Annotated in this window: 10 protein-coding genes; 6 read left to right on the forward strand and 4 right to left on the reverse strand. The window is 44.9% G+C overall.

Annotated features, from left to right (window positions below; all coding sequences use genetic code 11):
• Nucleotides 1-167: 167 nt before the first annotated feature.
• Nucleotides 168-1,025, reverse strand: a complete 858-nt coding sequence (gene yghU / locus F0232_RS20700) for a glutathione-dependent disulfide-bond oxidoreductase (protein WP_105058045.1) — start codon at nt 1,023-1,025, stop codon at nt 168-170.
• A 274-nt stretch (nt 1,026-1,299) separates the two neighbouring features.
• Between yghU and F0232_RS20705 the strand changes: the two genes are divergently transcribed.
• A complete protein-coding gene (locus tag F0232_RS20705; RefSeq protein ID WP_004740276.1) occupies nt 1,300-1,644 on the forward strand; it encodes a YajD family HNH nuclease in 345 nt (114 codons plus the stop codon).
• A 137-nt stretch (nt 1,645-1,781) separates the two neighbouring features.
• Here the strand turns inward: F0232_RS20705 and F0232_RS20710 are convergent, their stop codons facing one another.
• A complete protein-coding gene (locus F0232_RS20710) occupies nt 1,782-2,162 on the reverse strand; it encodes an NADH:ubiquinone oxidoreductase (protein WP_105023277.1) in 381 nt (126 codons plus the stop codon).
• A 596-nt stretch (nt 2,163-2,758) separates the two neighbouring features.
• Between F0232_RS20710 and F0232_RS20715 the strand changes: the two genes are divergently transcribed.
• The 3 genes from F0232_RS20715 to F0232_RS20725 all read left to right on the forward strand — a co-directional run bounded on the left by F0232_RS20715 (nt 2,759) and on the right by F0232_RS20725 (nt 8,214).
• Complete coding sequence (locus F0232_RS20715; protein WP_061031150.1) at nt 2,759-3,994, forward strand: OFA family MFS transporter; 1,236 nt, start codon at nt 2,759-2,761, stop codon at nt 3,992-3,994.
• A gap of 56 nt (nt 3,995-4,050) precedes the next feature.
• The gene (locus F0232_RS20720) at nt 4,051-5,715 is read left to right on the forward strand and encodes a VRR-NUC domain-containing protein (protein WP_105058044.1); all 1,665 of its coding nucleotides are present in this window, start codon (nt 4,051-4,053) and stop codon (nt 5,713-5,715) included.
• Nucleotides 5,716-5,859: 144 nt separating this feature from the next.
• Nucleotides 5,860-8,214, forward strand: a complete 2,355-nt coding sequence (locus tag F0232_RS20725) for a fatty acid cis/trans isomerase (RefSeq protein WP_105058043.1) — start codon at nt 5,860-5,862, stop codon at nt 8,212-8,214.
• 127 nt (nt 8,215-8,341) lie between these two features.
• On the opposite strand, the gene torS is transcribed toward F0232_RS20725, so the two are convergent.
• Entirely contained in the window at nt 8,342-11,356 is a 3,015-nt protein-coding gene (gene torS / locus F0232_RS20730) for a TMAO reductase system sensor histidine kinase/response regulator TorS (protein WP_105058042.1), read from the reverse strand.
• Nucleotides 11,357-11,448: 92 nt separating this feature from the next.
• Between torS and torT the strand changes: the two genes are divergently transcribed.
• Together torT and F0232_RS20740 are read left to right on the forward strand one after the other, a co-directional pair.
• Nucleotides 11,449-12,477, forward strand: a complete 1,029-nt coding sequence (gene torT / locus F0232_RS20735; protein ID WP_061031154.1) for a TMAO reductase system periplasmic protein TorT — start codon at nt 11,449-11,451, stop codon at nt 12,475-12,477.
• A gap of 62 nt (nt 12,478-12,539) precedes the next feature.
• Nucleotides 12,540-12,995 carry a methylglyoxal synthase gene (locus F0232_RS20740; protein ID WP_008218843.1) on the forward strand — a complete coding sequence of 152 codons (456 nt, stop codon included), beginning with the start codon at nt 12,540-12,542 and terminating at the stop codon, nt 12,993-12,995.
• Nucleotides 12,996-13,086: 91 nt separating this feature from the next.
• On the opposite strand, the gene F0232_RS20745 is transcribed toward F0232_RS20740, so the two are convergent.
• Entirely contained in the window at nt 13,087-13,437 is a 351-nt protein-coding gene (locus tag F0232_RS20745) for a VOC family protein (protein ID WP_105058041.1), read from the reverse strand.
• Nucleotides 13,438-13,459: the final 22 nt, after the last annotated feature.

The following is a 13,459-nucleotide window of genomic DNA, read 5'->3' on the forward strand; positions in this document are numbered from 1 at the left end:
CTTAACCACAAAGGCAATTACTCATAAGCGATTGAATAAATTGCTTAAATTAAAGTAGAGCTAAAGACACAATTTTCGTTATTTTCTTATACTAGCTAAAGAAAAACGCCATACCTCTATCGAGATATGGCGTTTCGAAAAAATCATCAATGTTGTTCAAATCAAGGCTAAGGCTTAAGCTTTAAAACTCGGTCAATGTCTTCTGCAGAATGGCGCTCTGGTACTTGTTCCCACTCTTCGCCCCATGAGCGGTTAATAATACGACCGCGTTGGAAACCCTCTCGCGCTTCAAGCAACTTCGCCCAGCGAACGACATTAGTGTAAGACTCCACTTGTAAGAACTCAGCAGCATCATAAAGGTTACCGAGTACTAGGTTGCCATACCAAGGCCAAATCGCCATATCAGCGATAGTCAGCTCTTCTCCAGCAACAAAGGTACTGTTTGCTAACTGCTTATCCAGTACGTCTAGTTGACGCTTAGCTTCCATCGCGAAACGGTTAATTGGGTACTCTTGCTTTTCATCTGCGTAAGCGTAGAAGTGACCAAAGCCGCCACCTAGGAATGGGGCTGAGCCTTGTGCCCAAAATAGCCAGTTAAACGTTTGAGAACGAGCAGCGCCCTCTTTCGGTAAGAAGTGACCAAACTTTTCAGCCAGATGAACAAGAATGGAAGCCGATTCAAAAACGTTCACATCTTCACTGCCAGACTTATCGACCAAAGCAGGAATTTTCGAGTTAGGATTTACGCCAACAAAGCCAGAAGAGAATTGATCCGACTCGCCAATGTTGATCAAGTACGCATCATATTCAGCTTCTTTCACACCCGCGGCTAGTAGCTCTTCGAGCATGATCGTCACTTTTTGGCCATTCGGTGTGCCAAGAGAGTAGAGTTGCAGAGCATGTTCACCAACAGCAAGATCTTTGTCGAATCGAGCGCCAGATTCAGGGCTATTAATATTTGCCCACTTGTTACCACCGGCAGCATCGTTAACCCACACTATCGGTGGTGTGTATTGTTCTGACATGATATTTCCTTATTAGTATAGGGTCTTACCAACAGATATTAGGTCACATTTACTCGGTTAAAACCCCTCAATGCGTTTTCTTTTCAAACTGTTAAGCATGCCTTATTCCAGAAAGACATATCCAACATACAGCCCCCTTTGTCTAAGCGTTCACAAACCAGTCCAGCGCAAAATTGATGTTGGTTAAAGCAAAGTATCATTTAGTGACAACACCTCTAGAGCTTCAATAAAGCTGTGATAATATCGACGCATTACAACAAATAGGAATTTGGCAATGTCTTCAGATTACAATGGCTCAAGCGCGGCATACGCTCGCCAAGAGCAAGGTTACCGTGAGAAAGCACTCAAACTTTACCCTTGGGTTTGTGGTAAGTGTGCACGTGAATTTGTTTACTCGAACCTAAGAGAGCTGACTGTTCACCACGTCGACCATGACCATACGAATAACCCTGAAGACGGCAGTAACTGGGAACTATTGTGCCTTTACTGTCACGATCATGAACATTCTAAATACACAGACCACGAACGCTACGGCGTCGACGCCACAGCACGTTTAGATGACCACCAAACGGCGACACATAACCCGTTCGCGGATCTAGCGAAAATGATGAAAAAGTAAAACGCTCTTCATTCCTGGCTCGATAACAAGAAACCCCAGTATGTCGCCATATTGGGGTTTCTTTTATCTGAGGTCATATAGGTTCTCGCAGGATCAAAAAAGCCTTCCGAAGAAGGCTTTTGAAAATCTGTTTTAAACTATGCTGCAGCTTGCTTGCGAGACTCTTCAATCTGTTTCTCACGTTTCTTTAGTGTCAGCTTATCGCGGTAAGAGAACCACACGTAAGACACAACCACTAAGAAGAATAGGTAAGACAATGAGAAGATGAATGGTGACTGGATAATATCGTTAGAGATACCCCAAGACACACCTACCACTGTTACCGCGATTTTAGCAAAGAAGCCACACAGTAGAAGCACTAGAGCTAACTGAGGGAAACGTGTGCTGCGGAATGCAAGCCAGTAGCAACTTCCCACTGCAAGTGCTGCAATGTAGAAACCGAATAAGAAAGAATGAATATGATCAGCGGCTGCTACACCACCAGTAATCGACATCAGTAGAATTAAAAATAGTTTCATAACACTTGCCTCTTAGTAGACTAGAAACGCATCCTTTCAAATTTGAAATCTCAGTTTGCGGACTATTTTCCCACTTTTTACGGACAAAACAAGCCCAAAAAACGAACAAATTGTAACCAACAAGAAACACAAAGCACCATGTTAACAATCAATTAACATTCATAAATTCAACAAACTAAGTCCCCTCTAGGGTTGTGGCGATTAATGTCCAATTTGATTTATTTTGTTACACAAAATTAACCACAGAAATAATTTAAAATTAATTGCAATGATGTGATGACAGCACGGTTTGTAGGGGCACTAGCAGGAAGAGATTGGGTAAAAGCATGAATACTGGAGCCTAAACCAGCAAAGTGTACAAAAAAGAAAGGTGTTAACAACAACTGCAACACGCATAAAAAACAGTTCTTTAACAACTCAAGTTTAATTTTGATAAAAATGGAAAAAGAGATTCCAATCACATTTTTATTGGTTATAATCCGCGCTCTTTTGCGCTATCTGTTGATAAACGCAAACTAATTTTGAAGAAACAATCACAATAACCCGTCTTTAGTCCTGTGGCTCTCACTAGACCAAAGACAAAACTGAGAATAAAAATGAGCAAGATTGATAAAGCTACACGTATCCTGCTAGCAGGCTTCTGTATCAACCTTTGTCTTGGCATCCTGTATGCTTGGAGTGTATTTAACAAAGCCCTACAAGGTGAAGGCTGGTCTGCAGCTGAAGCATCAGCACCATACGCGACTGCAACAATCACATTCTCTATCTGTCTTCTTGTTGCTGGTATCCTACAAGACCGCATGGGTCCACGTAAGATCCTAATTCTTGGTACAGCTCTTACTGGCCTTGGCATGATCGCATCAGGCTTTGCGACTTCTCCACTAATGCTAAACATCACATTTGGTGTTATGGCAGGTGCTGGTATCGGCTTCGGTTACGCATGTCTTTCTCCTTCTGCAATGAAGTGGTTCCACCCTTCTAAGAAAGGTATGGTTAACGGTCTTATCGCAGCAGGCTTCGGTCTAGCGGCAATTTACCTTGCTCCAGTTACTGCTGCTCTTATCGAGAGCATGGGCATCCAAACAAGCTTTAAGATTCTTGGTGTTGGTGTACTAGCAATCGCTGTACCTCTAGCAGCAACAATCAACAACCCACCAGCGGGTTACGCTCCAGCTGAACCAAAAGTAAAAGCTGGCCAAGCTCCAAAAGCGGTTAAGAAGAGCGAAGACCTATCTTGGAAAGTAATGCTGAAGACTCCTCAGTTCTACTCTCTATGGATCATGTACGCATTCGCAGCTTCTGTTGGTCTAATGATCATCGGTAACATCACAAGTATCGCAAGCGCACAAGCAAACCTACCGAACGCGGTTTACCTTGCTTCTATCCTTGCTGTATTTAACTCAGGCGGTCGTGTTGCTGCTGGTATGCTTGCTGACAAAATCGGTGGCGTTCGTACTCTTCTACTTGCGTTCATTCTGCAAGGTGCAAACATGGCGCTATTCGCTACGTTTAACACTGAGTTCACGCTAATCATCGGTACTGCAGTAGCAGCGGTTGGCTACGGTACTCTACTAGCAGTATTCCCAACGCTTACAGCTGAGTTCTACGGCCTGAAAAACTACGGTACTAACTACGGCGTGCTTTACACGGCATGGGGTATCGGTGGTGCAATCGGTACAGCGGTTGTTGGTTACTCGATGACTAACGGCGACAGCTACGGCCTTGCTTACACTATTTCTGCAGCAATGATGGCAGTATGTATTGTTCTAGCAATCATCACTAAGCCAATGTCTGAAGCGAAAGCGGCTGAGCTAAAAGCATCTCAAGCTTAATCTGATAAAAGATTGAATTTGAAAAGAAAGAGCTTAACCTTAGGGTTAGGCTCTTTTTGTATCAAGCGACGTATCAAGTGACATTAGAATCCACTCCTCAACTACACCCAACTTACTATCTCGACAACTTCAATCGACTGATTGAACACGCTCAAACGTACTACCCTGACCTTCTGAGCGCCGATGAAACTCGTTGGCTACAAGGTTACAAACGCCTTTCTACACCTAGCCAGTGTTTAATGGTTCGTTTGCTGTCTCGTAAAGGGTGTTGGTTTCGTAGTGATAAACTCGACTACGTTGAAATACCCAACCTCCCCGACGCGCTGCAAGAGCTGAGCACATCCGGCTTTATCGCACTGAGTAATCCTAAAGCTACACACAACCTTGTCATCACAGAGCATGAGCTAGGCTTACACTTGCTCACCAAGCCTGAGCTATTAAACCTATTTCCTACCCTCAAAAGCAGTAAGTCGGCAAAAAAAGACGTGCTATTAGGGCTACTGACTCAACAACCTTTTGATAATTATGAAGCGTTAACATTTGACTGTATTCATGTTATTGAAGCCCAAGTTATCGATGTATTGCTGCTACTCTTTTTTGCCAATACATACCAAGATCTCAGTCAGTTCGTTTTAAGCGATCTTGGCCTCAACACTTTTGAAAGCTACCCATTGAGTAAGCAACGTCGCTTCTTCAACTCCAGAGAGCAGCTCAACCAACTGCTCTCAATGCGCGACGTTCAACGCCAATATTATGAAGGTGACCGTAAGGACAGCGACGTTCTTGAGCACCTTTTGCAATCCTTGCCGTGTGAATCAGAACATCGCACCATCGCGAGAAAACGAGCACGCCTGATCAACGACATTGCTCGTGATCTAGAAAGACTCAATCAGAACGACAAAGCCGTCCATTGGTTTAAACAATCATCACTTCCACCGAGCAGAGAGCGGCTTGCTCGCATCTACGACAAGCAAGATGAGCTAAACCTAATGAGTGACACCGTCACGGACATGAAAACAAGTCCATCCGACGTATCAGAACTTGAAGTCGCCGTTAAGCTTGAGCAGAGGTTGCTACGCAAGCAGCGGCAAAAGGTTCCACGCGCACCAAAGCCGATTTGCGAACAAATTAGGTTGGAATTAGACCTAAGCCAAACCAGAGTTGAACTTGCCGTTAAGCAACATTTTGAAGCTCAAGGTTGGGAAGTCTACTTTTCCGAGAACAGCTTTCTGTGTGGGTTATTCGGCTTAGCGTTTTGGGATGTGATTTTCTCAGATGTGGAGGGGGCGTTTATCAACCGCTACCAACATAGACCGCTGGATCTCTATCATTCCGACTTTCAACAAAAGCGTGAATTGCAAATCAATGCCGTATTCCAAACCATCTCGAGCAAAGGCATTGAACACTTGCTCGATGTCTATGATGAAAAGCTTGGCATTGCTAATCCGTTTGTTCATTGGAATCACTTCCCTAAAGCACTCATCGAACATAGCATCCACTCAGTACCACGAGCCTTGCTGATCGAGCTCTTCAAAGTCATATTGAGTGACCTAAAACTGTTTAGAACCGGAATGCCTGACCTGATAGCTTTTAAAGATGACCAATTTCACTGGATAGAAGTCAAAGGCCCTGGAGACAAATTACAAGACAACCAATGGCGTTGGATAAAGGAATTTGAGCGACTCTCAGTCCCCTTTTCTGTTTGTTACGTTAACCAGTAGGCCTGAATACTGAGCTCTATGCCCACAGCCAAGCCTTGCGAATCGCTCAATCCTATAGAGATCTTGTCTACAAAATTGTCAGAACATGAGCATTTTCAATCGTTTTCGATATAATTAGAAAAAATGCCAAATATCTAAGTACGTATGAATTTGAAAAAACTCTTCATTTTGTCTCTTGTCAGCGTGTTCTCAGGTTGTGCCGTGTACGCGGGTCTAAACTTCGATGAGCTGTTTGGCGAACAACAAGTTCGTGATCGCCAAACTCCTATCCTTTCAGCTCAATCGCAACACTTTCTCAACGAAGTTAAACCGATCATTGATAACCGATGTGTGGTTTGTCACGCCTGCTATGATGCTCCTTGCCAACTAAAAATGTCTTCTGTGGAGGGTATCGACCGAGGTGCAAGTAAAGCACTGGTTTATCAAGGTACGCGTTTAACGGCATCGGCTCCTACTCGCTTGTTTGAAGATGCGTTGACCACACAAGAGTGGCGCGACGCTGATTTCCACCCTGTTCTCAACGAACGTATGCAGAACTCGACCGCTAACTTAGATGCTGGGCTTGTCTCTCGTATGTTGATTCAGAAAGAGAATCATCCACTTCCGCAGCAAACGCAGCTAGAAGGCTTCGACTTTTCCATCGATCGTGACCAGAAGTGTCCGACTATCGAAGAGTACGCTCAATATGAGAGAGATTACCCTACGTGGGGTATGCCTTATGGGATGCCTAACTTAGACAAGACAGAATACGCGACTCTGATGAGCTGGCTAGAAAATGGCGCTTTGATGAACGAACATATTCCGCTAAGTGAAGCTGAGCAAGAGCTGGTTAATACTTACGAAAAGTTCCTCAACAAAAGTTCAAGAAAGAGCCAGCTTTCAGCACGTTACATCTATGAGCACTTGTTCTTATCACACGTTTATTTTTCTGAGTTAGGACAGCCGACACGTTTCTTCTCGATCGTTCGTTCTGCTACACCTCCTGGCGAACCAGTTAAGCGCATCACCACTCGTCGTCCTTATGACGATCCAAAAGTACCACGCGTGTACTACCGTCTTATCCCTGAGCAAGGCACAATTGTCGACAAGACACACATGCCTTTTGCCCTCAACGAAGAGCGCCTGCAAAGCTGGAACACTTGGTTTGTTGATGCCGATTACACTGTAGATAAGCTGCCAAGTTACGATATTGATGTTGCCGCGAACCCAATGACCTCGTTTGAAGCTTTGCCGGTAAACTCTCGCTTTAAGTTCATGCTCGACAACGCTCAGAACACCATCATGGCTTACATCAAAGGCCCAGTATGTCGTGGTCAGTTAGCATTGAACGTGATTAACGACCGATTCTGGGTATTCTTTATCGACCCAGACAAAGCCGATCTTCCAGAGATCAACGCCTTCTATGCAAGCCAACGTGACAATCTTAAGCTTCCAAGTGAACTTGAAAGTAACACGGTTCCTGCAACTAACTGGGTTAGATATTCAAAACAGCAAGCACGTTACCTAGAAGGGAAATCAGATTTTGCTAATAAATGGTTTAAGAATGGCGAGAACTTAACGACAGACGTTATCTGGGATGGCAATGGGACCAACCCGAACGCTGCCCTCACTGTTTTCCGCCACTTTGACAGTGCATCAGTTGTGCAAGGCTTAGTAGGCCCTCAACCAAAAACCGCGTGGGTTCTGGATTACGCACTTTTAGAGAGAATTCATTACCTACTTGTAGCTGGCTTCGATGTTTACGGAAACTTCGGCCACCAGCTCATAACGCGTATGTTTATGGATTTCTTACGTCTTGAAGGTGAAAGTAACTTCTTAACACTACTACCAAAGGATGTACGCCACCTTGAGCACTCAAGCTGGTACCAAAATCAAAGCGTCCAGTTGAGCGACTTCTTGCAACGTAATATCGCACCTTTTGATCAGCCAACTAGCGTGGTGTACAAAACGGCCGATCCAAAACGTGAGTTGCTCGATAAGCTTAAAGATAAGTTGAACCCAATACTTAATGACCGTTATGAGATCGTTGATACTGGCTTTAGCCGTAAAAATGAAGCACTGCTTAAACAGGTAAGCTTGGTTAAAGGTGAAGGCTTACGCCATGTCCCTCAACTCGTGATGATCATGATTGAAGGCGAAAACGGTGAAGAGCAGCTGTTCACCATGATTCACAACAACGCTCACAGCAACATTTCTAGCCTGTTTAACGAAGAAGGTAACAGAGATTACGCTAATGACGACTTAACGCTCGTCCGAGGTATTGTAGGCAGCTATCCAGCCGCTTACCTATCACTGACAGAGAAGGAAATTCCAACTCTAGTGAAGTCTCTACAAAACTTACAGACTGAAGAAGATTACGTGGCGCTGCTTGATAAGTTTGCCATCCGACGCAGCTCTAGTGAGTTCTGGCCATTCAGTGACCGTGTACATCGTTGGTACCAGCAAGACCAACCAATTGAGTTCGGCCTGTTGGACTACAACCGTTTCGAAAATCGTTAGTCCTCAGATGCCGCTTTAAAAACAAAAATCCTCTGTCTTGGCAGAGGATTTTTTGTTTCTGGCTGCGCGGTTAGACAGAGCTCAGCTTAGCCTAAGAAGCTCATTATGTGGCAGAGAACATTCTATATCAGACATGTTGTTGCAACGCCGCTAGAGAGTCTTTAACTAGCTCTGTTAATTCTTCAGAGCTGTTCTTGTATTGCGTTAATGGCTCACTGCTTATCTCAATGTTCTTACACAATTCAAACAAGGCTAATAGTCCTAAGCTGCCAGCCGACCCTTTGAGCTTATGAGCGAGCGATTTCACCTCACGGGCGTTCTCCGCATCATTGGCGTCAGCCATTTCTTTTAACGTTTCAAGGCTGCTTTGTTCAAAGAGCCCGACAATCTGCTTCATCTTGTCCAAACCAAGAATAGACAAGTCGCCTTCTATTACTTTGCTATCAATTATCAGTTTGCTATCAGAAGTGGTCACAGGGCTTTCCTCTTGGTCTGGCTGTTTAACTTTGCTTTCGACTACTAGGTCGCTCTCATTACGCTTTTCACAAAAACCATCTTGGTTTCTTTGGCAGGTCGAATCATTAGGATCAGGCTGTGGCAATAGCAAGGTCTTGCCATCTAGTTGAGTCACAATCAGCCTTGCAAGCGCTTCTTTCTCAAGAGGTTTTGGTAAGAAGCCATCAAAGCCAGACGCCAAATAACTTTCTACTTCTTCATTAAACACATGAGCCGATACCGCCACCATAGGAAGCGCATACTGTGTCGTGCTCTCAGGTAAACAGTCTAAAGCAGATGCTTGAACCTCGATCTCTTTCAGTTGCTGAATAAGCTCAACGCCATCGCAGTCCGGGAGGTTGATATCAACAAGTGCAATATCAAAGACCTGTTCACTGTATATCTGACGAGCTTCTTGTCCGGTTGTGGCAATCACGACCTCATGCCCTAGGTTGTTTAGGAAGCCTTCGGCAACAATGCAGTTCACTGGGTTGTCTTCAATCAACAGCACTTTAGCGCGGATACAGGTTTCAACCATTGCAGCTTTAGTTTCGATTTTTTCACCAGCTTGAAGCGGTAAAGAGAACCAAAACTGACTGCCTTCCCCCTCTTCTGAATGAACGCCAATATCACCATTCATTGCCAACATGATGCGTTTACTGATCGCCAGACCTAGCCCAGTGCCACCCGTTGTGTTTCGACCACTGTTGGTTTGGCTAAACGCATCAAACAAGCACTTTTGTTCGCTTTCATGTATCCCAACGCCCGTATCGGACACTTCAAACATGACGCGGTTTTCATCTTCGAGATCTAAGCTGATGAAGATGTCGACATCACCTTTATCGGTAAACTTAATTGCGTTACCAACCAGGTTATTCAATATCTGGCTAATACGGGTGACATCACCACGCCAGTAGCGCTGTACATCGCTCTCAATATGGTAGCTAAAGCCAAGCTTCTTCTCGGCTGCGCGCCCTTCCATCAATTGATAGGTATCTTGAACCATTTGATGCAAGTCAAAAGACGCAATCCTTATCTCAAGGTGCCCAGCTTCAATTTTAGAGTAGTCCAATACATCGTTGAGAATGGCTAATAAGTTCTTACCGCTGCGGTTAATGATGTCAGCATAGCCCGATTGCAGAGAGTTCAGCCCGGTATCTTTTAGCAAACGGGCCGTACCCAATACCCCATTCATAGGTGTTCTGATTTCATGGCTCATCGTCGCCAAGAAAGCTGACTTAGCACGGCTCGCTTGCTCGGCGGCACTTCGCGCTTTGGCGTGATTCGTCACCTCGACGTTCAGCTTTTCGTTGGTTTGTTGAAGCTGGTAAGTTCGCTCTGTGATCAGCTCTTCAAGGTGCTCTTTGTGTTCTTCTAGCTCTCGTTTCGCTTTAGCCTCACCCACAGCCACCACTTGTAGCGCCTGCGCAGTGTTTCTTGCTGTGATGATCGCCTCACCCATGTGGGCAAGCTCATCGTTACCTTTTACCGAGATATCGATATTGAGACGCCCTTGAGCAATAGACATCAAGGCAGCAGAGTATTCAGCAAGGCGTTTCACGACCGACACATACACCACTCGCCACACAATAAACGCCACTATCACCAAACCAATAATAGAGATCACCGACAGCGACCATTGCGCGAGGCTTAACGTAGAAGTCAGTTCATCTACCGCCTTTTTTGTGCTCAAGTTGGAGTCGTCGATCAGTTGGTTTACCGTGGTGTTCAGCTCTGAGAATAGCTTTAATGTGTTCTGCATCAATAGCTCAGACTTCTTGGTGTTCTCATACTGTTCCAAAGAGATATCAAACACCACTTGGCGCTTTTGTAATTCATGGAGAAGCTGAGACATTTGCTCTGAACGTGTTGGATCCTCTACCGCTTTCACGCGGCGCACCATGATCCTATGATTCGCTTCAAACTCGGTCTGGATTTGGTGGATACGCTCAACATTGGTTACCGTTTGAGTTTCCTCAATTTGGTTAAGCATTTTAAACGCAAGAAGGTGTAATTCGTGAAGACGCTCTGATAGGTCAAGGTCTACTTCCACCAGCGCATCCAAGGCTTGGTAAGCTTTATCGGTTTCTTTAGTTTCTAGCAGGTCATAGATATGGGTAACGTTAGCAACGGCTATGGTTGCGGTATTCAGCACTTGAGTTCGAGTCAGCTGTTCTAGCTCTTCAGCCAATAAGCGCATCTCTTCAACGCGCGACGTCAGCTCTTTGGTTAGCCAGAGTTTACGTTCTACTGAAACGCCCAGTTCAGCTAGCGTGTTGATAACGCTCTGCACGTTATTTTCAAGTTTATGCAGCAGCTCTGAGTCGAAACTATCGACACCCAGGTCTTTGATGTGTTGCAACAAAGACTCGAGCTGATCAAACAGCAGTGTGCCAGCTTCTTTTCGCTCAGCTTCATTTCTCGCATTAGAAAGAGTTTGCACAGACGAAATGATACGATTACTCAACTCAGACACCTGACGAGCTTCAATCATCGCAGGCAAAGCAGAATCGACGACGTTTCTTTCTGTTTTTGCAACAAAGCTAAATCCAGATACCCCGATCAATGCTGACAAAAGAACGAGCATCGCCATCACTAAAAATGAGGCCAGCAACTTGCGTCCAATACTTGCTGAAGCTAACAACATAAAACCTAAACCTTAAAACGTTCTTCTTTACCCCTGCAGAATACGCTATATTTTGCAGTGTTTCTTATCTAAAACCAATAAAACGGCAATTCATGCGCACTAAATCCTTCGCGTCAAAACTTCTTTTATCTTTATTTGCGTTAGCCGCCTCTTCCGCTAGCGCTGATGAGCTATTAAGCCCTATCAAACCGGCAACTGCGACGTCACAAAAAGAGAAGATTTGCGCCATCTACCCACACCTCAAGGATTCCTATTGGTTATCTGTGAATTACGGCATGATTTCCGAAGCCGAAAAATTGCAGGTTGAGCTACGAGTGCTAGAAGCTGGAGGCTACCCAAATATCGGCAAGCAAGCCTCGCAACTCGTGCTTTGTACTCAATGGGGTGCCGATGCCATTATTTTAGGCACAGTATCACCAGACGCCTATCACGATAACCTCACCGACTGGGTTGGATCGACACCAGTGTTTGCGACCGTGAATGAGTTAACACTAAGCAAGGAGCAGCAAAAAGTCTTGAAAGGCACGGTTGGTGTTGATTGGTACAAGATGGGCTTTCAAGTAGGTGAATACCTTGCCAAGCTTCATCCTAAAGGTTCAGGCGAAACACCCATTGCACTCTTGCTTGGCCCTCAAGCGAGTGGCGGCACCAAACCTGTGGCGTTAGGATTCTATGACGCGATTAAAGATAGCGATGTAAAAATCGATGTGAGCTATTGGGCTGACAACGACAAAGAGCTACAACGCAATCTTGTACAACAAGTAATAGAACAAGCTCACGTAAAATACATTGTCGGCAGTGCCGTCGCGGTTGAGGCTGCAATCAGCGAGCTAAGAGCGGCGGACAAAACCGATGAGATTGGGCTGATTTCTAGCTACCTAAGTCACGGGACTTACCGAGGTTTGCTGCGAAACAAGGTACTTTTTGCACCAACAGACAAAATGGTGGAACAGGGTCGCTTGTCGGTAAAACAAGCGGTGAGCTATCTACGAGACCAACCTTACGAGATGCACAGTGCACCAAAAATTGAAGCTCTGACCCCTGCAACACTCAAAGATCAAATTATTGCCGATTCATTGTCACCTTCTGAGTTTCGGCCGGTATTCAGTGTGAATCCATAGTGTTATATTGAACCAAGCACTCAATAACTATAAAAATACGAACAATAATTTAGGGAACATTCATGCAAAAAACAACGCGTACTATGCCAACGCATAAACATATCGCTCTAGTCGCTCATGACCACTTCAAACCTGAGCTTCTAAGATGGGTAAAAGAGAATAAAGAGAAGCTACAAAGCCACTTCCTTTATGCGACGGGTACAACGGGTTCTCTGCTAAGCAAAGAGACAGGTTTAGCAATCAAGAGCATGATCAGTGGCCCAATGGGTGGCGACCAACAACTTGGCGCTCTAATTTCAGAAGGCAAGATCGACATGCTGATCTTCTTCTGGGATCCACTCAATGCCGTACCGCACGACCCTGATGTAAAAGCACTACTGCGTATCGCGAGTGTTTGGAACATTCCTGTAGCAACCAACCGCGCTACTGCGAACTTCCTTTTCAACTCTTCACTACTTGAAGAAGAAGTTGTTATCGAGATTCCAGATTACGAAGCGTATCTGGCTGAGCGTACCTAATTCTCGTTAAGACAGATGAGTACGTCACAGACAAAAAAGCCTGCTTAATCGCAGGCTTTCTTTTTATCTAAATATAGAGTTATGAACAAAGCTATTTGTCACTCCACACCGCCATTTCGTTGCCACTTGGCTCACGAAAATGAAAGCGTCGACCACCTGGGAAACTGAATATTTCACGATTGATCTCTCCCCCCGCATCAAGCACGTCACGTTCGGTCTGTTCGAGATCTTCACTGTAGAAAACCATCAATGCCCCGCCCTTTTCTGCATCAGAAGACAAATCAGCCAAGTAAAAACCGCCCATTAACCCTTTACCTTCAAAAGCGGAATATTCAGGACCATAGTCCTCAAAGCGCCAACCAAACGCTTGGCCGAAAAACGCCTTGGTCGCTGCAATATCTTTCGCGGCAAATTCGATATAGTTGATTGATCCATGTTCCATATGCATGTCCTTCTGCTTTATG

This window comes from Vibrio sp. T3Y01, from assembly GCF_013114525.1.
Classification (GTDB): Bacteria; Pseudomonadota; Gammaproteobacteria; order Enterobacterales; family Vibrionaceae; genus Vibrio; species Vibrio chagasii_B.